Genomic DNA, 22,604 nt, shown 5'->3' with positions numbered 1-22,604 from the left:
TTGTTGCGTCGTTCGATCAATGGCCTTTGCCTGTCGTGATCCGTCACGGCGACAAGTCGAACAACTCGAACCGTTGCGGAAAACCACTCGTGGCAAGATCGGCAAAAGGCGGAACAGGCAACCGGGTGACGATCACCCGCGCGCTTTCCAAGCTCGGCTATTGCTCCCGCACGCAGGCGGAACGGTTGCTGGCGGAAGGGCGGATTTCGGTCGGAGGTAAGCCCGTCACCGATTTTGAGACTTGGGTGGATATCCGCTCGGATCGCATCGAAGTCGATGGCCTGGCGGTCGCCGCGGAGGAAAAGGTCTACGTTATGCTGAACAAGCCGCGCGGTCTCGTCACCACCAGGGACGATCCGGAGGGCAGGGAGACCGTCTTTTCCTGTCTCGAGGGAACCGAGTTCGGCTTTCTTTCCCCTGTCGGGCGGCTTGACAAGGCGAGCGAAGGCCTGCTGCTTTTCACCAATGATACGGTTTTCGCCCAGCGCCTTCTGGACCCGGCGACCCACGTGCCGAAGATCTACCACGTGCAGGTCGGCGGGCGCCTCGATGACCGCCAGGTTAGGCAGCTGGAGACGGGCGTGCCGGTGGAAGGCGAGACATGGCGTGCCGCTTCCGTCCGGATCATCCGTCAGGGGGAAAAGAACACCTGGCTCGAGATGACGCTGGAGGAAGGACGCAACCGTCAGATCCGCCGGATGCTGGAAGCGATTGGCGTCGAGTGCCTGCGCCTTGTCCGTGTGGCGCTCGGCGACATCGAACTCGGCGATCTTCCGAAGGGTGGTGTCCGGCGCCTGACGACCAGCGAGATCGCGATCCTGCGCAAGGCGACAGGGTTTGGTGATCGATAAGGGAGTGCCACCAAGCCGTCCAGTGGTCCCGATGGCCTTGCGGTGTCAGCGGCGCCTTGATTGCCGTCTGCGCACAAAATGGGCAACTCTGTCTCTGACGCATCCTTTTCTCCGGGAAGCCATGCATCCGGCGGGACGCACCAAAAAAGGTCGCGCTGTCATCGATTTGCCCAAAAATCAGAAATTTCTGAATTAAATCAGCTACGTCCGATACTCCGCGCCGGCGATCCGAGCCTTTGCGTGCGCGGATTGGCCAATTTCAGTTCCTTCTTTCATAGCGTATTTTGAAATCGATGAAGGGAGTGCTGGATTGCGAGCTGGTCGTCCCCATCTTTTGCCGCGGCGCAACTCTTCGGACTGTTTGGACAGGAATGAATACGGTCATTGTTTTAGACAGGCGTGCGCTTGCACAATTTCGAGCTGATCATCCCTGGCTGCACCTCTCAGACGACATCACCGAGGTTTCTCTCTATCTAGACGACAACGGGGCCCCTCTGCGTCTTGCCGGGAAACGGCTGCACGACGGTCTCTTCGAGGAGGTCGATTGTGACTGCTGGCCGGCTGCGATAGCCTTCGCCATCGTGCGCTGCGCGCCCGCGTTCGGGAAAGCGAGGGCATGGACGCCTGCCGGCGAGCAGGATGTCTGGCGTATTTTGCAGGAACTGATCGATATGCCGTTCGAGGCCGTACCCGCGGCCGGCGCGAACAGGATCCGGTACGACCTGCTCGACGAGGGCTACCGGATTGCCCGGCAGCTGACGTTCGACGTCTTGAATTCTCGCGCCACAAAGACGGAAGAGCCGGCGGAACGTCTGCGCTTGTGTCGCGCGGCCGGCTCCGTGCCGAAGACGCTGGCTGATGTCCGAGAAACGAGCAAGCCCGTTTTTCTGGAGGCAGATACCTGGAGGATGGTGGCCGTTCTCCTGGACGAGTTTCTGCTCCCGATAGCAAGAACCATCTGACTGCGGCCGCGATTCCGGGGAATGGAAAGCCGGGGATTCCCGCGGGCTTGCAGAAAGTCATCGACGAGGCCCCCTTCGAAACCGCGCCCGTGGCCTTTTCGGTCGGAATGCGCCCGTGCCGGTCGGCGCCGGGAACGTCGTGCGCCTGCCGCATCCCGCCAACTGATCGCGTGGGAGAAGGTTCTAGGCTGCGGGCCTGTCCGGAAACTTCCGACTCAGGAAGGGCGAACCCATGACACCGAATCGCCAGGGCCGGTCGACTGCCTTGGTGATGCCTATTCGCCTGCCGACCGCGACCGGAGGGTCCATCGCTGGCAGAGCGAAGCCGAAGGGTAGCGAAAGCAGGGGCAACCCGTCGTGTGCCCGCGTGACCGCCAATGCCTCGGTCAGGCGGCCCGGCCCCGAACAAAGCGTCTTCAGGTCGGTGCGACTGCGCCGGTTCTGCATCTTTTCGAGTTCCCACACCGGCTCGATCGCGCGGACCAGAACAGCGCTTGCCGTGCGGCAGACCACGTTCAGGCACCAGTGGATCCCGTAGGATCGATAGACATAGACGTGACCGGCCGGGCCGAACATCGAACGGTTGCGTGGGGTCTGTCCGCCGAAGCTGTGCGACGCCGGATCATCTGCTTCGTAGGCCTCCGTTTCCACGATGATGCCGCCGACACCCTCCAGCGTGAGCTTCGCCCCGATGAGATCCCGTGCAACATCGACCGCGCTGCGGTCGAAGAAGCCGTCGAGGGGACCTCCATCCAGCGGCGGATCAAAAGTCGGGGAAGATGTCTCTGACATAGCGCCTGACGATTGTGAGGCTTCTGTCCGGTTCAATGCGGTAGACCTCGATGACGGTCCGGCCGAACCGGTCCTGGAAGCGATGTTCGAACGTGCTGCCGACCGGGGCCTTGGTCAGCTTGGTGCGGGGCTGCCCGCCATAGGTGATGCTGCCCGGCACGGGCTCCAGTCGCGGGCCGCCGAGGTGTGGCGTCGCCGTACAGGATGAAAGCACGACCGCGATCGCGACGGCAATGGTCCTTCGCATCACTGTTCTCCTTGAACGATAGTCCTAGATACCGCGCGCAACGGCATCCCGGCAAGGATGTTCCGCGGCTGGCGGAGCGTGCCCCGCCGGGCCATGTGTCTACACGCGAAGCGTACCTTGCTTCCCGAATTGACTGATGTCTTCTTTTGAATTATGAATGACGAAATATGAAAAACGTCACACGTAATTTCAAGGCAAAGCAGATGTCCGAAGCCGCCGACAACATGGCAGAGCACACCCGACAAGAGAACATCACCCGCATCCTCGACGCGGCAGAGCGGCTGTTCCGCCACTACGGCTACTACAAGACCAATGTCGCCGACATCGCGAAGGACCTCGGCATGTCGCCGGCAAACGTCTACCGGTTCTTTTCATCGAAGGCCGAAATTCACCAGGCGCTGGCGCAGCGCATGCTGGATGCGGGCTACGAGGCGGCCCTGGCGATTGCCCGCTTGCCGGTCAGTGCCGAGGAGAGGCTCCGCCGGTACGGACATGCGATGCACAATATGACCGTCGAGACGATGCTCGATCAGGAGAAGGTCCATGAGATGGTCGTTGTCGCCATCGAGCAGGAGTGGCCGGTCATCGATGCACACGTGACCCGCCTCGACCAGGTGATTACCTCGATCATCAGGGACGGGATCGAGGCCGGCGAATTTCCTCCGCAAGATGCAGAGAGCGCCGGACGCTGCTTCAGCGCATGTCTTGCCATCCTCATTCATCCGCAGATGGTGACCCAATGCCTGATGAAGCTGAACCGTCCGGGCGCTGAAGAGCTGATCGAATTCGCCCTGAAGGCCGTGAAGAACTAGACCGGCGGCAGAGGCCGCCTCGCCAATGTGACACATCAGGAGCGTAGCATGAGGTCGAGTATGAACGGACTCGCGGGTAGGCTGCTGATCGGCCTTTCCCTGTTGATGACGGCGGTTTTGGCCTCCGGGTGCAGCGACGAGGAAAGCAAAGCGGAAGCCGTTGTTCGCCCCGTCAAGGTGATCGAGGTGGCGGCCGGCGAGAGCGGGCGCAAGCTAGAATATTCGGGCGCGGTCAAGGCTCGCTATGAGATCAATCTCGCTTTCCGTGTCAACGGCAAGATCACCGAGCGTGCGGTTGACATCGGCGACAGGGTGCGGCCGGGGGACCTTCTGGCTCGACTTGACGCTGCCGACTACGAGCTTGCGGTCACCCGCGCGGAGGCCGATCTTCGCTCGGCCGTCAAACAGGTGGGCACGCTCAAGCTGTTCAAGCAGCGTGCTGAGACGCTTTACGCAAAGAATGCTGCGTCGAAAGCCGAACTCGACCAGCGCACGCTTGCCTACGACCAGGCTCTCTCGACCGAGCAGTCGGCCATATCCGCTTTGGAACAGGCAAAGAACCAGCTCGCCTATACGAGGCTTCACGCCGACATGGCCGGCATAGTCACGGCCGTCAATGGCGAGCCCGGCCAGGTGGTCGGATCGGGCACGCCGGTCGTTACAGTCGCGATGGATGGAGAAAAGGAGGTCCAGGTTGCCGTACCGGAGACCGAGATCACGAACTTCGTGGCGGGTGCCGCAGTGAAGATTCGGTTCTGGTCGCAGCAGGGCATGGTGCTGGACGGCACCGTCCGGGAGGTCGCCGGCAGCGCCGATCCTCGTTCTCGAACCTTTTCCGTACGGGTTCGCATCCCCGACGATCCGCGGGTGCTGCTTGGAATGACTGCAACGGTCGAAACACAGGTCGGTGGCGGGCCTGCGGGATTTAACATTCCCGTGAGCGCGCTTGCAGAGAAGGATGGTAATCCTGTGGTTTGGGTGGTCGAGCGGGGTTCCGACACCGTTCGTCCGCGCTCCGTCCGGCTCGGCGAGTTCTCTGATGACGGCGTGGTGGTGAGCGAAGGACTCTCCCCCGGCGAGATGGTTGTCTCTGCTGGCACGCAATTCATGCGAGATGGCATGAAAGTGAAAGTTTCCACAGCGGATGCACAGACGGCCGTGAATGCCGCACCCGCCACCGTCGTAGCGCGCTGACGCCCACTCCTGAAAACGTCTCCACCAGAGGGCCCCTCATGAGCACGTCCGACCGAGAAAAGACGCCGTTCAACCTGTCGCGCTGGGCGATCGCTCACGGCAGTCTTGCGCGTTTCCTCTTCGCGGTGATCATCGTGGCGGGCGCGCTCGCGATCGCCAACATGGGACAGAAGGAAGACCCCGACTTTACGTTCCGGGTCATGGTCGTCCAGACCGTCTGGCCCGGCGCCAGTATCGAGGAAATGCAGGACCAGGTCGTCAACAAGATCGAACGGAAGCTGCAGGAAACGCCGCACCTCGACTATATCCACTCCTATACCCGTGCCGGGATGGCGATCACGACCATCAACATCAAGGGCGACACCGACGCCGCGGAGGTGAAGGATGCCTTTTACCAGGTTCGCAAGAAGGTCGGGGACATCGAGCAGGAACTGCCCGAAGGCCTGATGGGGCCGTATTTCAACGATGAATTCGGCGACACCTTCGTCACCATGCATGCGCTGTCCGGCGACGGTTACAGCTTCCCGGAACTCAAGGATTTCGCCATCCGTGCGCGTGACATGCTGCTTGCCACCCCCGGCGTCGAAAAGGCGGTGATCCTCGGTGATCAGCCGCGGCAGATCCACATCGACATCTCCTCCAAGGTGCTCGCCGAGCGCGGGCTGACGCTCGGCGACCTCCAGGCGGCTCTTTCCGGGCAGAACAATGTCGACTCGGCAGGCTCGGTCGAATCCTCCGCTCGATCCGTGCGCGTCTCCGTGGAAGGAGACGTCCGCTCGGAGGATGACGTGCGCGAGTTGCGGATCAAGGCCGGTGGTGAGGTCATTCGTCTCGGTGACATTGCCTATGTCTCATCGGGTCACGCCGAACCGTATACCCGGAAGTTCCGTTTCAACGGTCGTGACAGCGTTCAGATCGGCGTCGTGATGGCGCCCGGCTTCAAGGTGACGGATGTCGGCAAGGCGATCGAGGCGACCTACGAGCGTTTCACCGCATCAATGCCGGTTGGCGTGTCCGTCGACCAGATTTCCAATCAGCCGGAGGTGGTGCACGAGGCAATCGGCGAATTTTCCCAGGCGCTCATGGAAGCGTTGGTCATAGTGCTTGTGGTTTCGCTTCTGTCGATCGGTTGGCGATCGGGCATGGTCATCGCAGTCACCATACCGCTGGTGCTCGCCGCCACCCTGGCCATCATGTACCAGTTCGGGATCGAGTTGCAGCGCATATCGCTCGGCGCTCTGATCATCGCGCTCGGGCTGCTGGTCGATGATGCCATGATCGTCGTGGAACTCATGGAGCGGAAGCTCGATGAGGGGCTCGAGAAACTTGACGCGGCGACCTTCGCATACTCGTCGACCGCGTTTCCTATGCTGACGGGCACCCTGATCACCGTCGCCGGCTTCATTCCGGTGGGCTTCGCGGCTTCGACCGCAGGCGAATATGTCCGATCTCTCTTCTACGTGGTCGGCATCGCGCTGGTGACGTCGTGGTTCGTCGCCGTCTATTTTACCCCGTGGCTCGGCCACATGATCCTCAAACAGCGGGCACACGCCGGCCAGGGGCACCACGATGTCTTCGACACAGCCTTCTACCGGCGGCTGCACGGCGCGGTCGGCTGGGCCGTCCGGCACCGCGTCATCGTCCTGATGCTCACGCTTGTAGTTTTTGTGGCGAGCCTCTTCTCATTCACCTTCATCACCCAGAGCTTCTTTCCGAGGTCCTCTCGTCCGGAAATTCTCGTCGACATGTGGCTGCCCGAGGGAACCAGCATTCTCGAAGTCGAACGGCAGGCGAAGGCACTCGAGAGGCGGGTTCTCGACGATCCGGACAAGACCTTCGTCGCAACCTACATCGGCGAGGGTATTCCACGCTTCTTCCTGCCGCTCGACCAGCAACTCACCAATCCCAATTTCGCGCAGTTGCTGGTGATGGCCAAGGACGAGGACGCCCGCGAGCGAATGATTGCCAAGCTGCGCGGCATACTTGCCGAGGATTTCCCGTCCGTCCGCTCGAAGGTCGATCGCCTCTTCCTCGGCCCGCCGGTCGGGTGGCCGGTACAGATCCGCGTCGTTGGACCGGAACGCGGCGAGGTTCGAGCAATCGCGGACAAGGTGAAGGACTACTTTTCGCAGGATCCGCTGATCGGGACCATTCACGACGACTGGCTGGAGCCGGTGACGACGATGAAACTCGTCATCGACCAGGACAGGGCGCGGGCGCTTGGCGTCACGTCGCAGCGCGTCAGGCAGATGGTCCAGGCTGTGGTTTCCGGCGTTCCGCTCGATACCTTCCGCGACGGCGAGGAGACGGTCTCGATCGTTGCCCGGGAGCCGGATGCTTCGCGCAACCTCCTCTCAGCGGTCCAGTCCGTCTACATCCCGACCGATTACGGCGGCTTCGTCCCGGTATCGCAGATTGCAAAGGTAGAGCCGGTGCTGGAGCAGGGAATAGAATGGCGCCGCAACCGTCTGCCGGCAATCACGGTGCGGGGCACGATCCCGGACGGCGCGGAAGGCAGCGAGGTCGGCCTCAAGCTCTTCGAACGCATGAAGGATCTGCGCGACAGCCTGCCGGCTGGCTATGCGATCGAGATTCAGGGCGGCGCGGAGGAATCGGCCGAGAGCCAGGCGTCCATCGCCGCCAAGGTGCCGATCATGCTGCTGGTCACTCTGGTTCTCCTGATGGTGCAATTGCAGCATTTCGGCAAGGCACTGCTGGTCCTCTCAACGGGACCGCTTGGCATCATCGGCGCGGCTGCCGCGCTGTTGATCACCGGGGCACCCTTCGGCTTCGTTGCCATTCTCGGGGTGATCGCGCTCCTCGGCATCATCATCCGCAACTCGATCATCCTGATCGACCAGATCGATCAGGATATTGCCGCCGGGGTCTCACGGCAGGATGCGATCATCGGTGCGGCCGTGCGGCGTTTCCGGCCGATCGCGCTCACGGCGATGACTGCGGTGCTTGCGCTCATTCCGATTTCGCGGGGCGTATTCTGGGGACCGCTCGCCTATGCGATGATGGGCGGCATCCTCGTTGCAACGCTGCTGACGGTCTTTGCTCTTCCCGCAGGCTACGCCCTGTTCTTCGGTCGCGAACCGAAGAGGACACATGCGCCGGAGGAGAAGCGGCAGCCCGAACCTCGACAGGAGGAACTTCCGCTCGCCGCAGAGTGAGCCCGGCATTGGCCGATGTGGAACATTTTCGCCCTTCTCCGGTTGCAGTCCTGACGGTTGTCACATGGTTGCGACCGAAAAAGGGAGGCACAGATGCCAGCGAAATCGAAAGCACAGCAGAAGGCGGCAGGCGCTGCCTTGGCGGCGAAGCGTGGCGAGGCCAAGAAGAGCGATCTGAAGGGGGCGTCCAAGGGGATGCTGAAGTCCATGACGGAGAAAGAACTGGAGGATCTGGCGTCGACGAAGCGGAAGGGAAAGCCGGAGCACGCCTCCAACTAAGACCGAGCGTGATCGATGCGGTCAGCCTTTGTCCCGGAGCTTCAATCGAATCTCCAGGATGTGCAGCAACCACAGAACGATCAGCGCCAGGGCGGTGGCGAGCAGTGCGAGCCGCAGAAGGCCGAGACCGCAGGCCAGTCCTGTCGCGCTGGAAAGCCATAAACCGGCTCCGGTCGTGAGCCCTTTCACCTCGCCCTTGGTGAAGACGATCAGCTCGGCGGCGAGAAAGGCGACGCCTGACGTGACCGCCTCGATCAGCCGGATCGGGTCGACGCGGATGGATTGCTCGGCAAAATCCTTGTGGTGGGTGCGCAATCCTGCTGCCCGGCTCCGGCGCTCACGTTCGTACCTCACTGCAGCGCCGCAAAGCAGGGCGGCGAAGAGACGGACCGCAACCAGTGAATCCGGAAGCCACGTCTTGGCGCCGAGATCGGTCAGCAGGTTTTCCATCCACGAATCCTAACGATCCCCGTCGCCCGGTGCCAGGAGGTTCCGTCATTCTCTCGGCGGCTTCGCCGCGCCCGGCGTCGACGAATAGGCCGCCGAGACGGGATCGCTTGCAGGAAAGGTATTCTCCAGCCCCTCCTGCAATTCCTCCTCGAGTTCGGCGGTGTCACCCTTCCTGCGAGCGCTTGGCGTCCACTTCTCGGCGCTTTCCCTCGTTGTCATCCCGCCCTCGTCTCCCTCCGGCATGCCTCCGACCTGCAGAAGAAGCACCTTCGCCTTTTCGATGGCATTCAGGCGATTCAACTGCCCGGTTTCGGATGGGCGCATCAGGACGGAAATGACTTCTCCGCCATCGCCGACGAACTCGACGGTATAGCCGCGCTTGCCGCCCATCTCTTCGTGGACCTGAATTCCGACAACCTGCATCGCCTTTTCTCCCCTGCTGTGCGTTCCTTGGGGAACGCGATCGGGTAGCGGAAGTTCCCCGTCGGGGGCGCCGTATTGTTTTGCGGCGTCGGCGCATCGACGGCGTTCCAATCCGATACAACACTTTGTTTACCATATATCCAATCCGTTAATCAGCAAATGCTGAACAAAGAGAGGTGCGCTGCGTTCTGCGTTCAAAAGGAGCTGACCGATGCCCAGGAAACAAGCCCTCGTACTGATTGTCGAAGACGATGCCTTCGTTGCCATGGACGCCGCCGATAGCGTGAGCTGCGCCGGCGCAGAGGCCGTCACCGCCGAAAGCGTCACCGACGCGATCGGCATCCTCGAGCGTGAGGACGTGTCCGCCGCCATCCTTGATTTTCATGTCCGCGACGGAACCGTGACGCCGGTGATCGAAAGGTTGCGTGAACGGCATATTCCCTACCGGGTTGTCAGTGGATCGCCCGTCGCGGAACTCGCGGCCAAGGGCGTCCCCTTGGACCTCTGTGCCCGAAAACCTGCGGATTACCTTGCCATTGTCGGGAGCTTGGTCGGGATCGGCTCGGGACGTTCTCTTCCGCCTCTCGGATAGCATGCGCGAAGGTCGTGACCGTTGTCTGCTATTTGCGTTTACCGGTTGGGCAGCGAAGCATGCTAAGAAGCGAGGTGTGTCCGGGCGGTCGCCAACGGTATGGAACCGCTCCGACGCTATCTCCCTCGTGGCGGCGGGAACTGTTTCCGTATCCGCCGCCGACACACAGGAACGCTGACAACCGGCATGGCAAAGATACTCTCGATCGCACTCAATCCTGCCATCGACATCGCGAGCGAAGCGGAGCAGATACGGCACACGCACAAGACGAGGACCCATAACCAGCAACAATTCCCCGGCGGGGGCGGGATCAATGTCGCCCGCGTGATCGCCGAACTCGGCGGCGAATGTGATCTCGTCTACCTATCAGGTGGGGCGACGGGTGAACTGCTGGAAAGCATGTTGAAGCGTGTCCGCGTGCGGCACGTCCCGATCCACATCAAGGATACGGTGCGCATCGCGTATATGGTGCATGAGGCGTCGACGGGACTCGAGTACCGCTTCGTGCCGGAGGGGCCGATTGTGAGCGAGGAAGAAGTAAAGCCGCTTTTCGACGTTCTGGAGAAGAGCGACGCCGACTATTTCATCGCGAGCGGCAGTCTGCCGCGCGGGGTAGAGACCGACATCTACTCACGCATGGCCGACATCGCGTCACGCAAGGGCGCACGGTTCGTCCTGGACACCTCCGGCGATGCGCTGAAGGTAACCTTGTCGAGGTCACGCGTCTTTCTGGTGAAACCGAGCGTCGGGGAACTCGAAGGGCTGGTCGGGCGCCGGCTGAACCACAGCACGGCCGGCGAGGCCGCACGTGAGATCGTCCAGAGCGGTGCGGCGCAATACGTCGCCCTCACGATGGGCAAGGACGGAGCGTTGCTGGCGACCGGCGACGATGTCATGCGTTTGCCGGCAATCAAGGTTCCGGTCCAGTCCGCGGTTGGGGCCGGAGACAGCTTTGTTGCCGCCATGACCTGGTCGTTGGCGGAGGGGCACAATATCAGGGAGGCGTTCCGCTTCGGGCTGGCCGCAGGTGCCGCCGCGGTGATGACACCCGGAACACAGCTCTGCCGCAGACAGGACGTGCTCGACCTCTACGAAGCCCATGCAGCACGTGCCAAGGCGATGCACTGATCTGCAGCGGGTGGAGCCGATCGACCTAAAGGCGGTTACCATTCTCGGCGTCAAACAGCTTCGCCTTCGCCATGTTGACTTCGAACGAGAAGAATTCGCCCGGCTTCACCTTTTCTTCCGGCCTCACCCTTGCAATCGCCTCCATGCCGCCGAGCGTGAAGACGAGCATGGTGTCCGGACCTGTCGGTTCCACGACGTCGACCTTCCGTTCGAAAACGAAGGTTTCTCCATCGTCAGTTCCATGGGCGCCCCGGTGGGTGATCGTTTCGGGACGCATGCCGAGATAGACCTCTTCGCCGATCCGGTTCGCGACCTTTTCCGTCTGGCTCGCCGAAAGCGGGAATCGCACGGTTCCTTCCTCGTCAGTCACCTCGATGACCGTGCCGCCGTTTCTCACCACTCGCCCACGCATGATGTTCATCGACGGCGAGCCCATGAAGCCGGCGACGAAAAGATCGACGGGGTTCTCGTAGATTTCTTCGGGCGTGCCGAACTGGCGGATGTGACCGTTGTCCATCACGGCGATGCGCGATGCGAGCGTCATCGCTTCGATCTGGTCATGGGTGACGTAAATGATCGTTTTGCCAAGCCTCAGGTGTAGCTTCTTGACCTCGGTGCGCATCTCGATGCGGAGCTTGGCATCGAGGTTCGAAAGCGGCTCGTCGAAGAGGAAGACATCCGGATTGCGCACCAGCGCCCGCCCCATCGCCACGCGCTGGCGCTGGCCGCCGGAAAGCTGGCCCGGCTTTCGGTCGAGGAGCTGGTCTATGTGCAGCAGTTGCGACACGTCTGCGAGGGCACGCTCTTGAAGATCGTGCGCGGTACCACGGGTCTGCATGCCGAAGGTGATATTGTCCCGCACGGACTTGGTCGGATAGAGCGCATAGGACTGGAATACCATCGCGATGTTGCGGTCCTTGGGAGGAACATCGTTGACGACATCGTCGCCGATGCGGATGTCGCCGCTGGTCAGTGTCTCGAGACCGGCCACGAGGTTGAGCAGGGTGGACTTGCCGCATCCGGACGGACCGACGAGGACGATGAATTCGCCGTCCTCGATGTCGATGTCCACGCCCTTGATAACCTCGACGGAGCCGAACTTCTTCCACACGTTGCGCAGTTCCACACGAGCCATTCCATCAACCTTTCACGGCGCCGGCAGAGAGCCCGCGGACGAAGTACTTGCCGGCGACAATGTAGACAAGGAGGGTCGGCAGCGCCGCGATGATCGCGGCCGCCATGTCGACGTTGTATTCCTTCACGCCAGTGCTGGTCGCCACGATGTTGTTGAGGGCGACTGTCACCGGATTGCTGTCGCCGACGGTGAACGCGATCCCGAACAGGAAATCGTTCCAGATCTGGGTGAACTGCCAGATGACCGTCACGACGATGGTCGGAAGCGACATCGGCAGGAGGACGCTGAAGAAGATCGTGAAGAAGCCAGCCCCATCGATCTTGGCAGCGTTCACGATGCCGTCGGAGACGCCGACGAAGAAGTTGCGGAAGAAAAGCGTGGTGAAGGCAAGTCCGTAGACGGTGTGGACGAGGATGAGGCCGTAGACGCTGCCCGCCAGTCCGAAGTAGCCGAGCATGCGGGCCATCGGCAATAGCACCACCTGGAAGGGAATGAACGAGCCGAAAAGCATGAGGGCGAAGATGATATCCGCTCCGCGGAAGCGCCATTTGGTCAGGGCATAGCCGTTGAGAGCGCCGAGCATGGTGGAGATGATGACGGACGGCACGACCATCAACACGGAGTTCATGAAATAGGGTTCGAGCCCTGTGCAGCGCACGCCGACGCAGGCCGATGACCAGGCCTTCGCCCAGGCGTCGAAGGTGACCGCCTGCGGCAGGCTGATGAGCGAGGACGTGCGGATCTCGTCCAGCGACTTGAGCGAGGTCGAAACCATCACGATGAGCGGCATGAGGTAGTAAAGACAGAAGAGAATGAGCACAGCGAAGAGCAGGCCGCGCAACACGGCCTGCCTCAGGCCCTTGGGACGGACGATACCGGACTCCTGACGGCTCATTTCGCAGGCCTCCTCAGTTCCGAATAGAGGTAGGGCACATAGATCGCCGTGATTGTGACCAGCATCATGACGGCGCTCGCCGCCGCCGTGCCGAGTTCACTTCTCTGGAAGGCGAAGGAGTACATGAAGGTCGCCGGTACGTCGGTCGCATAGCCCGGTCCGCCGCCCGTCAGCGCCATGACGAGGTCGAAACTCTTGATCGCCAGGTGCGACAGGATCACGAAGGCGGAAAAGAAGACCGGCCGCACGATGGGCAGGATGATGGAGGCATAGATGCGTACCGGCCCGGCGCCGTCGATCGCCGCGGCCTTGATGATCTCGTCGTCGACCGAACGCAGCCCGGCGAGGAAGAGCGCCATCACGTAGCCCGAGGACTGCCATATCCCGGCGATGACGACGGTGTAGATCGCCATCTTCGGGTCGACCAGCCAGTCGAAATTGAAGCTCTCGAAGCCGAGCCCCTGGATGATTTTCTCGATGCCGAGCGTCGGGTTCAGGATCCATTTCCACGCCGTGCCGGTCACGATGAAGGAGAGCGCCATCGGATAGAGATAGATGGTGCGGATCAGGCCTTCGGAACGAATGCGCTGGTCGAGCAGGATGGCGAGCAGCAGCCCGATCACCATACAGCCGACGATGAACAGGCTCGTGAAGATGAAGAGGTTCTCCAGCGCCACGAGCCAGCGGGGCGTGGTCCACAGCCGGATGTATTGCGAGAGCCCGGAGAAGGTGTAGTTCGGCATCACGCCGGACTTTGTGAAGGAAATGTAGACGGTCCAGGCGATGAAGCCGTAGACGAAGAGCAGGCTCGTCGCGAACAGTGGCGAAACGACGATTTGAGGGAGCCATCGCTCGAGGAAGCGGTCGAACACAACCCGCCCGGTCTTCGAACTTGCCATGGCCTACGCTCCTCCCTTCGCCTGTGATCCCACGCATGTGCCGCCTGTCGGAGCGGTCTTCTTACGAGCCGGGCTCCGTGCAGAGCCCGGCCCGGTCGCTGCGCGGGGTTACTGCGCCCGCTTGACCGCGTCCGCCAACGCCTTGGCGGCGTCGGCCGAGCTCATGTCGGAGTTGAAGAAGTTCGTCACGACGTCGAGGAACTCGCCGCGAACCGTCCGCGGGACCGCCATTTCATGCGCCATCGAGGGTACGAAGGCGTCGTTCTTGACGGACGCCGTCAGATCCTCGTGCGATTTCAGCGCGCAGGAGTCGAACTTGTCGAGGCTGACGTCGGTGCGTGCCGGGATCGAGCCCTTGGCAAGGTTGAACGTCTCCTGGAACTCGGGCGACATGATCAGGCTCGCCAGCACCTTCTGTCCTTCGATCCGGTCCTGGCCGGAGACCTTGAAGAAGGCGAAGCTGTCCGCGTTGAAGATGTAGCCGTTGCCCGGCGTCGGCGCGCAGAGGAAGTCCTTGCCCGGCACCTTGCCCGCGGCCAGGAACTCGCCCTTCGCCCAGTCGCCCATGATCTGGAATGCCGCCTCACCGTTCATGACCATGGCGGTGGCAAGGTTCCAGTCCCGTCCGGAGAAGCCCGGGTCGACGTAGCCGCGCAGTTTGCGAAGCTGGTCGAAGACCTTGACCATCGTTTCGCCGGAAAGCGCGTCCTGGTCCAGATCGATGAGCGCCTTGCGGTAGAAATCGGCTCCCTGGCTGAGGACGATCGTCTCGAACACCGTCGCATCCTGCCACGGCTGGCCGCCATGGGCGAGCGGCGTGATGCCGGCGGCCTTCAACTTGTCGGCGACGGCATTGAACTCTTCCCAGGTGGTCGGAACCTCGGCGCCGACCTTGGCCAGCACGGTCGGGTTGACCCACATCCAGTCGACGCGGTGGATGTTGACCGGCGCAGCGACGTATTTGTCCTTGTATTTCATGATCGAAGCGAGGCTCGGCGGCAGGACGGAATCCCAGTTCTCGGCCTTGGCGACATCCTCGACGTCGTTCAGACTTCCCTGGTCGGCCCACTCCTGAATGCCGGGACCTTTCAGCTGCACCGCAGCCGGCGGATTACCTGCCATGACCCTGGCGCGCAGCGCCGTCATCGCCGCATCACCACCGCCGCCGGCGATGGGAGAGTCGATCCAGGTGCCGCCCTTCTTTTCGAAGGCTTCCTTCAGGGTGCCGACGGCCTTCGCCTCGCCTCCCGACGTCCACCAGTGAAGCACTTCCACAGTTCCGCCGGCAAAAGAAGGTGCCGGCAACATAAATGCGGTAACGGCTGCTGCCGCCATAAGCGATCTTACCGAAAGCATGGTGACCTCCCGAAGCTTTCACCGATTGCCGGAGAGATTCCGCAATCGCCTGTTGATAATCTGCCTGAATTTCGACGTTGCTTCGTTCATCCGGTCCCGCTTGCGGAAAACGGGTGAGCGCTATCGAAATTATAGCTGATTTTCGAACTTGCTTTGATAAGGATCAAGTGAAATAAACTTTCCGAACGCGCCGGAAGGTTTTCATCTCGATGAACTCCCCTCGATTACTTTCGGCTTTTTCGCGCCTCCGCCTCGGCAACCTTCCGCTTTACGGCGATGAAGCTGTCGGGGCTTACCGACATCGAATTGATGCCGCACTCGACGAGGAATTCGGCGAACTCCGGATGGTCACTCGGGGCCTGTCCGCAGAGGCCGATCTTGGCACCCGCCTTGCGCGCTTCGGTGATCACCTTCTCGATCATCCATTTCACCGCCTCGTCCTGTTCGTCGAAGAGGTCGGCGAGTTCGCCGGAATCGCGATCGACACCGAGCGTCAGCTGCGTCAGGTCGTTCGAGCCGATCGAGAAGCCGTCGAAGCGGTCGGCGAACTTGGCGGCGAGGATCACGTTCGACGGGATCTCGCACATGACGTAGACCTGAAGCCCGTTCTCACCGCGTTTGAGGCCGTTCTCCGCCATGACGCCGAGGACCTTGTCGGCCTCTCCCACCGAGCGGCAAAAGGGGATCATCACGACGACGTTGGTGAAGCCCATCTCGTCGCGCAGGCGCCGTATCGCCCGGCATTCGAGCGCGAAGCCTTCGCGGTAGCGGGGCGAGTAGTAGCGGGAAGCGCCACGGAAGCCGATCATCGGATTCTCTTCGTCCGGCTCGAATTCGGCGCCACCGACGAGGCCGGCATATTCGTTGGTCTTGAAGTCACTCATGCGGACGATCACCGGTTTCGGGAAGACCGCTGCGGCCAGACGTGCCAGTCCGCGGGAGAGCTTGTCGACGAAGTAGTCCGGCTTGTGGTCGTAGCCGGTGGTCAACGCTGCGATCTCGGCTTTCGCAGCTTCGTCTTTCAGCTGGTCGAAGTGCACCAGCGCCATCGGATGAACGCGGATGGCGTTGCTGACGACGAATTCCATGCGGGCGAGACCGATGCCGTCGGACGGCATTCGCCACCAGCGGAAGGCGGAGCCGGGGTTGGCGAGGTTGAGCATCACGTCGGTTGCCGTTGCGGGCAGGTTGCTGACGTCGAGGTCGTTGACGGTCACGTCGGCGATCCCCTCGTAGATGAAGCCCTCGTCCCCTTCTGCACAGGAGATCGTCACCTCCTGCCCGGAGTGGAGGAATTCGGTCGCGTTGCCGGTGCCGACGACGGCGGGCAATCCAAGTTCGCGGCTGACGATCGCGGCGTGGGAGGTACGCCCACCATGATCGGTGACGATCGCTGCGGCCCGCTTCATGATTGGAACCCAGTCCGGGTCGGTCGTTTGGGTGACGAGAATGGAGCCGTCGACGAACTTGCCGATGTCCTTGGCCGTTTCGATCAGGCACACCTGTCCGGTTGCCACTGCGTCACCGATCGAGAGACCGCTTGCCAGAACCTTTCCCTTGTTCTTGATTTCGTAGGTCTTGAAGACGCCGGCGCCGCGCCGTGCCTGGACCGTTTCGGGCCGTGCCTGAACGATGTACATGGCGCCGGTCTTGCCGTCGCGCGCCCATTCCATGTCCATTGGGCAGCCGTAGTGCGCCTCGATGGTGGTCGCCCATTCGGCAAGCGTCAGGATCTCCCGGTCGCTCAGGACATAGGCGGCGCGCTCCGCCTTTGAGGTCGGGACGTTGCGCGTCGGCGTCTCGCCGGTCCCGTAGATCATCTTGATGTCCTTGGCGCCGCGCTTCTTTTCGATGATCGGCGTGAGCGAGGGCTTTCCGAGCAGAGGCTTGAAGACCTGGTACTCGTCGGGATCGACGGTCCCCTGGACCACGTTCTCCCCGAGCCCCCAGGCAGCGTTGATCAGAACCACCTTGTCGAAACCGGTCTCGGTATCGATCGAGAACATGACCCCCGATCCGCCGAGGTCGGAGCGTACCATCTGCTGTACGCCGATCGACAGCGCGACCTTCATGTGGTCGAAGCCCTTGGCCTTTCGGTAGCTGATCGCCCGATCGGTAAAGAGAGAGGCGTAGCAACGCCGGCAAGCATCGATCAGAGCCTTTTCGCCCTTGATGTTCAGGAAGGTTTCCTGCTGTCCGGCAAAACTGGCGTCCGGCAGGTCCTCCGCCGTGGCACTTGAGCGGACGGCAACCTCGACGTCCGACACTCCGGCACGCCGCGAGAGTTCGCGGTAGGCTTCCAGGATTGCCTTTTCCGTATCCACCGGCCAGTCCCCCCGCAGGAAGATCGCGCGGATCGCCTGACCCGTTTCGGCAAGCGTCGCCTTGCCCGCTTCCCAGTCGGCGAGCAGGCCCGTCATACGGTCTTCCAGCTTGTTGGCCGTGACATAGTTCCAGTAAGCGTCCGCCGTCGTGGCAAAACCCGGTGGCACGTCGATGCCTTTCGACGAGAGCGTCTGCACCATCTCACCGAGAGAGGCGTTCTTCCCGCCCACGCGCGGGACGTCGCGGCGGCCAAGGGTTTCGAACCATGCAATGGACTGAGCGACTGCGGACATGGATAGCCTCCCGAACAGATGAGGATGTGGCGGAATATGATCAGTGACGTCTCGACCATAGGCGTTACGTGTGCCGGTCTCTTTGACAAAAATCAACATGTGGAGCCGCCGGATGACGACCGGCAACCGTTGAGTGTCCACTCGTTGGAAAGAATCGTACTTTTATGAGCACTTTATCGATTTCAGCCCGGTCTGACCGAATAATACCCCTTGAATTGTATGGTGGTTCTGCGCTTATTCGATGCCTAGTCTGGCGCAAGGGGTGGGCCTTACGCGGATCGACATCGACGAAGCGGAATCCGCGGGGATCGGCGTACATTATGTCCGCTGCCAGGATGAAGGACCGCTTGTCGGTAACCGCGAGGATACTGATCTGGCCTTCGGCTGAAGGCATCGCGCCGACTGCATGGCTCTTCGTCGGTCGTGCGGACAAAAAAGAGGAATTGGACTTGCCTTCCTGGAAGCAGCGGGGCGCATGCCGGACGGACGACCTCACCATCGTCCTCTCCGGCCCGAGGGGAATATAATGAAGATCGCGTTGGTGGGCTTCGGGGACGTGGGGCAGGCGTTCGCCACCGAATTGTTGAAGTGGAACCATGTGTCGGTCGCCGCTTTCGATACCCAGTTTCTGGCCAAGGGCGGCTGGCTCTGGGATCACGCCTGTGCCATGGGCGTTCAGGCGGTCGATTGCCCCTCGCTCGGTGCATGCCATGCCGACGTCGTGATTTCGGCAGTCACTGCCGACGAGTGCGAGGAAGCCGCGATGGCGGCGGCGGACTGCATCAGCCCGGGGCAGTATTACTTCGATCTCAACTCCTCTTCGCCGAGGACGAAGCAGCGGGCGGCATCGCACATCGAGTGTGCCGGCGGTCTTTACGTCGAAGGCGCCATCATGGCCCCGGTCGCCGAGCGCGGCCTACATGTGCCCATTCTTTCGGGCGGTGCTCACGCGATGGTTCTCGCAACCCGTCTCAATCCTCTCGGCATGAGCATCACGCCGTTCTCGGCCGATCTCGGACGTGTTTCGGCGGCCGCTCTTTGCCGCAATCTCCTGGTTGAGGGCCTTGAAGCCCTGCTTGACGACTGCCTGGCCATCGTGCGTCATGCCGGCGTCGAGAAGGCCGTATACCAGAGCCTCGCGGATGACTTTCCGTCCGTCGATTGGGCTGGTCTCGTCCAAGTGATGTGCCCCGACAGTGCCGAGCATCAGCCGGCGAGCACGGCGGAAATGCTGGAAGCCGCCGACATGATGGACGAGTTCGGCTATGACGGCCGTCTGGAGCGGGCGCTCGCCTTCCACAGGAGATGCGGTACGGCAGGCAAGCTCGCGCAATAGAAGGCAGCGGCCGTATCAGCGCTGCTCGGACGTCCCTATAACGCTTACCGCGAACCGTTCCGCCTTCCCGACGAGTTCGTCCAACGCCGTGTTGCTGCTCAGCCGGTTCCAGCCGATCGTTCCTGGATCTCTTGCCATTTGTCGCTCGAGGACGTCGATGGTCGCGTCTGAGGTTCCCTCCGGACGTGTCTTGATCCGTTCTTTCAGAACCTCGGGGTTGGCATCGAGCCAGAGCCCGGCGAAGGGAACTCCCAGCCTCATCGCCACTGCTTCGATCGCATTGCGGTGCTCCTCCGTGTCATAGACGGCATCGACCACGACCTGTCCGCCACCGGTCAGAATGGCGCCCGCCTTTTCGCACAGTGCATCGTAGACCCTGGCCGAAACCTCGGGCCGATAGGCCTCGGGCGGCAGTCGTTCTTTCGGTCGACGTCCGAACATCGCCTTGCGCAGCCGGTCGCTTTCCAGAATCCGCGCACCCGGTGCGCTGCCGAGCCGAGGCGCGAGGGCGTCAGCGAGCGTCGACTTTCCCGATCCGCTCAGTCCGCCGATGACGACGAGCCGCGGTGAACGGGGGCGCAGAAGCTCGCGCGCGAAATCGAAATAGCCCCTGGCGGACCGGGTCAGCGCGCCGCCCGGATCGGCATCCTCTTCGATCAGCGTGCCGGTGACATGGGCGCGGACGGCCGCCCGTACCGCCATGAAGAACGGCAGGAGCCGGAAACCTGCATCCTCACCGGTCAAGTCGAAATAGCGGTTCATGACGACGTTGGCGAAGGTATGGAAGCCGCGATGCCACAGGTCCATCAGCAGGAAAGCGAGGTCGTAGAGTACGTCGACGGTCGCGATCCGGTCGTTGAAATCGATGCAGTCGAACATGCGCGGGCCGTCGTCGCCCATGAAGATGTTTCGCAGGTGAAGATCGCCGTGGCAGAGCTTCACCTTTCCCGCCGTTTCACGCTCGTCCATCTGCGGAGCAACGCCGAACCAGGCTTTCCGGAACGCCGCGGCAAGCGGCCGGACTTCAGTTTCCGCAAAGACGTGGCTGGTTGCGAAACCGGCTTCGTTGATGTCGAGTACAGCGGCCATGTTGGCCGAGCCGCTGGTTTCATGGGCCACCGACGCCTTCGCGTGGAAGGCTGCGACGATCTCCGCCGTCTCTTCCATCATGGCGGTCGTGAGCTTGCCCTCTGCGGCCATGCGCTCGAACAGCGAATGCTGGGCGAAGCGCTGCATCTCGACCACGGCGTCGATCATCTCGCCCTGTCCGTCAAACACGAGGCTTCCATCGGCCTCCCGGGTGATCCGCCGGACGCCGAGATAGAGTTCAGGCGTCGCGCGGCGATTGAGTTCCACCTCGCGATGGCAAAAGGCGAGCCGGAGCTCCGGTGCGGAGAAGTCGACATAGGGGAGTTTTACCGCGCGCTTGAGCTTGAAGGCGCGCCCGTCGATCAGGAAGACGATCGAGATATGCGTTTCGATGATTTTGACGGGACCGGCAAAGCCGTAGCTTTCACCCCGTGTGAGAAAATCGATCGTCGAGGACTGGTCTTGAATGTCCATTCGCTCTCCATGCGGCGCGACAGTCTGCTGTCACCTTGTCCGATTCCGGTAGTGATGGCCATACGCTATTGCGCGCCTGCGACGATCGGCGGACAAGCCCTGCAGCGGTACAAGAAAAGGCCGCACGACGGGGGCGTCGCGCGGCCTTGTAAATGGCCTGACAATCGGTCGGGATCAGCCGACGTCGAACTTCACGCCCTGTGCCAGCGGCAACGTCTTGCCGTAATTCACGGTGTTGGTGGCGCGGCGCATATAGGCTTTCCAGGCGTCCGAGCCGGATNATGGCCTGACAATCGGTCGGGATCAGCCGACGTCGAACTTCACGCCCTGTGCCAGCGGCAACGTCTTGCCGTAATTCACGGTGTTGGTGGCGCGGCGCATATAGGCTTTCCAGGCGTCCGAGCCGGATTCGCGACCGCCGCCGGTCTCCTTCTCGCCGCCGAACGCGCCGCCGATCTCGGCACCCGACGGGCCGATATTGACGTTGGCGATGCCGCAGTCGGAACCACGGGCGGAGACGAACGTCTCGGCTTCCTGCATGTTGTTGGTGAAGATGGACGAGGAGAGGCCCTGCGGCACGTCGTTGTTGAGTGCGAGCGCCTCATCGAAGTCGCTGTACTTCATGACATAGAGGATCGGCGCGAAGGTTTCTTCCTTCACCGGTCCCGTCTGGGACGGCATCTCGACGATCGCCGGCCGGACGTAGAAGGCGTCCGCGGCTTCGTTCTGCAGCACGCGGTCTCCGCCGGAAACCTTGCCACCGGCGGCCTTTGCCTCTGCTAGCGCCTTCTGCATGCGTTCGTAGGAGCCGCCGTCGATCAGCGGACCGACCAGCGTCGACGACTGGAGCGGATTGCCGATCGTGACCGAACTGTAGGCCTGGATCAGGCGCGGAACCAGCTTGTCGTAGACGCTCTCGTGCACGAACAGGCGGCGAAGCGTCGTGCAGCGCTGGCCGGCCGTGCCCATCGCTGCGAATGCGACGCCGCGCAACGTCAGGTCGAGATCGGCTGTCGGGCAGACGATTGCGGCGTTGTTGCCGCCGAGCTCGAGGATCGAACGGGCGAAGCGCCTGGCGAGCCGCGGTCCGACGGCGCGGCCCATGGCCGTCGAGCCGGTTGCCGATACGAGCGGCACGCGCGGGTGGTCGACCAGCACTTCGCCGACCTCGCGGCCACCGATCAGCAGGGTGGACAGGTTGGCGGGTGCCTTGCCGCCTTCGGCGACAAAGCGGGCAAGCGCCTTTTCGAAGATCGCCTGGGTGGCGAGAGCCGTGAGCGGAGTCTTCTCGGACGGCTTCCAGACGGTCGAGTTGCCGCACACGAGGGCAAGTGCCGCGTTCCACGACCAGACGGCGACGGGGAAGTTGAAAGCGGAGATGATGCCGGTGACGCCGAGGGGATGCCACGTTTCCATCATGCGGTGATCGGCACGCTCGGTGGCGATCGTCAGACCGTAGAGCTGGCGGGACAGCCCGACCGCAAAGTCGCAGATGTCGATCATCTCCTGAACCTCACCGAGGCCTTCGGAGAGGATCTTGCCGACTTCGATCGAAACCAGGCGGCCGAGGTCGGCCTTGGCCGTGCGCAATTCCTCGCCGAGCAGGCGAATGAGTTCGCCGCGCTTCGGCGCCGGAACCAGCCGCCATTCCAGGAACGCCTCGTGCGCGGCAGCGATCGCCTTGACCGCCTCGGCCGCGCTGATCTCGGCGAGCTTCGCCAGCTGTTCGCCGTTGACCGGGGAACGGACGGCAAGCGTGCCGCCGGAGAGCTCTGCCTGTGGGACGCCGAGGCGGGTGAGGATGGCGCTGACTTCGGCCGAAAGGCCAAGATTGGCGAGGGTCATTGGGGTCCTTCCAGTTCTTTCGTTTTGTTATGGCTCGGGGGCGGTGCCTTT

General features: G+C 62.2%; 20 protein-coding genes. 9 read left to right on the top strand and 11 right to left on the bottom strand.

All coding sequences use genetic code 11. The annotated features are described in order from the left end of the window. The first annotated feature begins 89 nt into the window (after window positions 1–89). Together ACM6UT_RS16595 and ACM6UT_RS16590 are read left to right on the top strand one after the other, a co-directional pair. A complete protein-coding gene (locus ACM6UT_RS16595; protein ID WP_416798455.1) occupies window positions 90–851 on the top strand; it encodes a pseudouridine synthase in 762 nt (253 codons plus the stop codon). A 371-nt stretch (window positions 852–1,222) separates the two neighbouring features. Then, the gene (locus ACM6UT_RS16590) at window positions 1,223–1,813 is read left to right on the top strand and encodes a hypothetical protein (protein WP_416798454.1); all 591 of its coding nucleotides are present in this window, start codon (window positions 1,223–1,225) and stop codon (window positions 1,811–1,813) included. Window positions 1,814–1,996: 183 nt separating this feature from the next. On the opposite strand, the gene ACM6UT_RS16585 is transcribed toward ACM6UT_RS16590, so the two are convergent. Together ACM6UT_RS16585 and ACM6UT_RS16580 are read right to left on the bottom strand one after the other, a co-directional pair. Further along, complete coding sequence (locus ACM6UT_RS16585) at window positions 1,997–2,605, bottom strand: DNA-3-methyladenine glycosylase (protein WP_416798453.1); 609 nt, start codon at window positions 2,603–2,605, stop codon at window positions 1,997–1,999. Then, the gene (locus ACM6UT_RS16580) at window positions 2,577–2,852 is read right to left on the bottom strand and encodes a hypothetical protein (RefSeq protein WP_416798452.1); all 276 of its coding nucleotides are present in this window, start codon (window positions 2,850–2,852) and stop codon (window positions 2,577–2,579) included. Before ACM6UT_RS16580 ends, ACM6UT_RS16585 begins: the two co-directional genes overlap by 29 nt. 203 nt (window positions 2,853–3,055) lie before the next feature. Between ACM6UT_RS16580 and ACM6UT_RS16575 the strand changes: the two genes are divergently transcribed. The 4 genes from ACM6UT_RS16575 to ACM6UT_RS16560 all read left to right on the top strand — a co-directional run bounded on the left by ACM6UT_RS16575 (window position 3,056) and on the right by ACM6UT_RS16560 (window position 8,313). Next, the gene (locus ACM6UT_RS16575) at window positions 3,056–3,664 is read left to right on the top strand and encodes a TetR/AcrR family transcriptional regulator (protein WP_416798526.1); all 609 of its coding nucleotides are present in this window, start codon (window positions 3,056–3,058) and stop codon (window positions 3,662–3,664) included. A gap of 60 nt (window positions 3,665–3,724) precedes the next feature. Continuing rightward, entirely contained in the window at window positions 3,725–4,858 is a 1,134-nt protein-coding gene (locus ACM6UT_RS16570; RefSeq protein ID WP_416798451.1) for an efflux RND transporter periplasmic adaptor subunit, read from the top strand. A gap of 38 nt (window positions 4,859–4,896) precedes the next feature. Next, window positions 4,897–8,034, top strand: a complete 3,138-nt coding sequence (locus tag ACM6UT_RS16565) for an efflux RND transporter permease subunit (protein ID WP_416798450.1) — start codon at window positions 4,897–4,899, stop codon at window positions 8,032–8,034. Between the two features lie 93 nt (window positions 8,035–8,127). Next, window positions 8,128–8,313: a DUF3008 family protein gene (locus ACM6UT_RS16560; RefSeq protein ID WP_416798449.1), complete on the top strand. Its 186-nt coding sequence runs from the start codon at window positions 8,128–8,130 to the stop codon at window positions 8,311–8,313. Between the two features lie 21 nt (window positions 8,314–8,334). On the opposite strand, the gene ACM6UT_RS16555 is transcribed toward ACM6UT_RS16560, so the two are convergent. Together ACM6UT_RS16555 and ACM6UT_RS16550 are read right to left on the bottom strand one after the other, a co-directional pair. Then, window positions 8,335–8,763: an MgtC/SapB family protein gene (locus tag ACM6UT_RS16555; protein WP_416798448.1), complete on the bottom strand. Its 429-nt coding sequence runs from the start codon at window positions 8,761–8,763 to the stop codon at window positions 8,335–8,337. Between the two features lie 45 nt (window positions 8,764–8,808). Beyond that, window positions 8,809–9,186: a hypothetical protein gene (locus ACM6UT_RS16550; RefSeq protein WP_416798447.1), complete on the bottom strand. Its 378-nt coding sequence runs from the start codon at window positions 9,184–9,186 to the stop codon at window positions 8,809–8,811. Between the two features lie 211 nt (window positions 9,187–9,397). Here ACM6UT_RS16550 and ACM6UT_RS16545 point away from each other — a divergent pair, with 211 nt between their 5' ends. Both ACM6UT_RS16545 and ACM6UT_RS16540 read left to right on the top strand, forming a co-directional pair. Then, window positions 9,398–9,778, top strand: a complete 381-nt coding sequence (locus ACM6UT_RS16545; RefSeq protein WP_416798446.1) for a response regulator — start codon at window positions 9,398–9,400, stop codon at window positions 9,776–9,778. Window positions 9,779–9,964: 186 nt separating this feature from the next. Next, window positions 9,965–10,906 carry a 1-phosphofructokinase family hexose kinase gene (locus ACM6UT_RS16540; protein WP_416798445.1) on the top strand — a complete coding sequence of 314 codons (942 nt, stop codon included), beginning with the start codon at window positions 9,965–9,967 and terminating at the stop codon, window positions 10,904–10,906. A gap of 25 nt (window positions 10,907–10,931) precedes the next feature. Here ACM6UT_RS16540 and ACM6UT_RS16535 read toward each other — a convergent pair whose 3' ends face one another. The 5 genes from ACM6UT_RS16535 to ppsA form a co-directional block, all read right to left on the bottom strand. Next, the gene (locus tag ACM6UT_RS16535) at window positions 10,932–12,041 is read right to left on the bottom strand and encodes an ABC transporter ATP-binding protein (RefSeq protein WP_416798444.1); all 1,110 of its coding nucleotides are present in this window, start codon (window positions 12,039–12,041) and stop codon (window positions 10,932–10,934) included. Between the two features lie 4 nt (window positions 12,042–12,045). Beyond that, a complete protein-coding gene (locus ACM6UT_RS16530) occupies window positions 12,046–12,936 on the bottom strand; it encodes a carbohydrate ABC transporter permease (RefSeq protein ID WP_416798443.1) in 891 nt (296 codons plus the stop codon). Beyond that, window positions 12,933–13,835, bottom strand: a complete 903-nt coding sequence (locus ACM6UT_RS16525) for a carbohydrate ABC transporter permease (protein WP_416798442.1) — start codon at window positions 13,833–13,835, stop codon at window positions 12,933–12,935. Before ACM6UT_RS16525 ends, ACM6UT_RS16530 begins: the two co-directional genes overlap by 4 nt. A gap of 108 nt (window positions 13,836–13,943) precedes the next feature. Then, window positions 13,944–15,191, bottom strand: coding sequence for an ABC transporter substrate-binding protein (locus ACM6UT_RS16520; protein WP_416798441.1), 1,248 nt, complete (start codon window positions 15,189–15,191; stop codon window positions 13,944–13,946). A gap of 224 nt (window positions 15,192–15,415) precedes the next feature. Next, window positions 15,416–17,809, bottom strand: coding sequence for a phosphoenolpyruvate synthase (gene ppsA, locus ACM6UT_RS16515; protein ID WP_416798440.1), 2,394 nt, complete (start codon window positions 17,807–17,809; stop codon window positions 15,416–15,418). Window positions 17,810–18,335: 526 nt separating this feature from the next. Between ppsA and ACM6UT_RS16510 the strand changes: the two genes are divergently transcribed. Then, window positions 18,336–19,145: an NAD(P)-dependent oxidoreductase gene (locus ACM6UT_RS16510; protein ID WP_416798439.1), complete on the top strand. Its 810-nt coding sequence runs from the start codon at window positions 18,336–18,338 to the stop codon at window positions 19,143–19,145. A 15-nt stretch (window positions 19,146–19,160) separates the two neighbouring features. Here the strand turns inward: ACM6UT_RS16510 and ACM6UT_RS16505 are convergent, their stop codons facing one another. Together ACM6UT_RS16505 and amaB are read right to left on the bottom strand one after the other, a co-directional pair. After that, window positions 19,161–20,708, bottom strand: coding sequence for a bifunctional aminoglycoside phosphotransferase/ATP-binding protein (locus tag ACM6UT_RS16505; protein WP_416798438.1), 1,548 nt, complete (start codon window positions 20,706–20,708; stop codon window positions 19,161–19,163). Between the two features lie 303 nt (window positions 20,709–21,011). Further along, window positions 21,012–22,553, bottom strand: coding sequence for an L-piperidine-6-carboxylate dehydrogenase (gene amaB, locus ACM6UT_RS16500; protein WP_416798437.1), 1,542 nt, complete (start codon window positions 22,551–22,553; stop codon window positions 21,012–21,014). Between the last annotated feature and the right edge of the window lie 51 nt (window positions 22,554–22,604).

This window comes from Ciceribacter azotifigens (genome assembly GCF_048159625.1).
GTDB classification, from domain to species: Bacteria; Pseudomonadota; Alphaproteobacteria; order Rhizobiales; family Rhizobiaceae; genus Allorhizobium; species Allorhizobium azotifigens.
Note: the sequence above shows the minus strand (reverse complement) of the source record. Positions and strands in the feature narration are given on the sequence as shown.

Bases quoted from the DNA above. Each gene is read 5' to 3' on its own strand.
- amaB (WP_416798437.1), bottom strand. From the start codon at position 22,553: ATGACCCTCGCCAATCTTGGCCTTTCGGCCGAAGTCAGCGCCATCCTC.
- ACM6UT_RS16580 (WP_416798452.1), bottom strand. From the start codon at position 2,852: ATGCGAAGGACCATTGCCGTCGCGATCGCGGTCGTGCTTTCATCCTGT.
- ppsA (WP_416798440.1), bottom strand. From the start codon at position 17,809: ATGTCCGCAGTCGCTCAGTCCATTGCATGGTTCGAAACCCTTGGCCGC.
- ACM6UT_RS16575 (WP_416798526.1), top strand. From the start codon at position 3,056: ATGTCCGAAGCCGCCGACAACATGGCAGAGCACACCCGACAAGAGAAC.
- ACM6UT_RS16505 (WP_416798438.1), bottom strand. From the start codon at position 20,708: ATGGACATTCAAGACCAGTCCTCGACGATCGATTTTCTCACACGGGGT.
- ACM6UT_RS16545 (WP_416798446.1), top strand. From the start codon at position 9,398: ATGCCCAGGAAACAAGCCCTCGTACTGATTGTCGAAGACGATGCCTTC.
- ACM6UT_RS16550 (WP_416798447.1), bottom strand. From the start codon at position 9,186: ATGCAGGTTGTCGGAATTCAGGTCCACGAAGAGATGGGCGGCAAGCGC.
- ACM6UT_RS16525 (WP_416798442.1), bottom strand. From the start codon at position 13,835: ATGGCAAGTTCGAAGACCGGGCGGGTTGTGTTCGACCGCTTCCTCGAG.
- ACM6UT_RS16590 (WP_416798454.1), top strand. From the start codon at position 1,223: ATGAATACGGTCATTGTTTTAGACAGGCGTGCGCTTGCACAATTTCGA.
- ACM6UT_RS16535 (WP_416798444.1), bottom strand. From the start codon at position 12,041: ATGGCTCGTGTGGAACTGCGCAACGTGTGGAAGAAGTTCGGCTCCGTC.
- ACM6UT_RS16585 (WP_416798453.1), bottom strand. From the start codon at position 2,605: ATGTCAGAGACATCTTCCCCGACTTTTGATCCGCCGCTGGATGGAGGT.
- ACM6UT_RS16540 (WP_416798445.1), top strand. From the start codon at position 9,965: ATGGCAAAGATACTCTCGATCGCACTCAATCCTGCCATCGACATCGCG.
- ACM6UT_RS16565 (WP_416798450.1), top strand. From the start codon at position 4,897: ATGAGCACGTCCGACCGAGAAAAGACGCCGTTCAACCTGTCGCGCTGG.
- ACM6UT_RS16560 (WP_416798449.1), top strand. From the start codon at position 8,128: ATGCCAGCGAAATCGAAAGCACAGCAGAAGGCGGCAGGCGCTGCCTTG.
- ACM6UT_RS16520 (WP_416798441.1), bottom strand. From the start codon at position 15,191: ATGCTTTCGGTAAGATCGCTTATGGCGGCAGCAGCCGTTACCGCATTT.
- ACM6UT_RS16510 (WP_416798439.1), top strand. From the start codon at position 18,336: ATGAAGATCGCGTTGGTGGGCTTCGGGGACGTGGGGCAGGCGTTCGCC.
- ACM6UT_RS16570 (WP_416798451.1), top strand. From the start codon at position 3,725: ATGAACGGACTCGCGGGTAGGCTGCTGATCGGCCTTTCCCTGTTGATG.
- ACM6UT_RS16530 (WP_416798443.1), bottom strand. From the start codon at position 12,936: ATGAGCCGTCAGGAGTCCGGTATCGTCCGTCCCAAGGGCCTGAGGCAG.
- ACM6UT_RS16555 (WP_416798448.1), bottom strand. From the start codon at position 8,763: ATGGAAAACCTGCTGACCGATCTCGGCGCCAAGACGTGGCTTCCGGAT.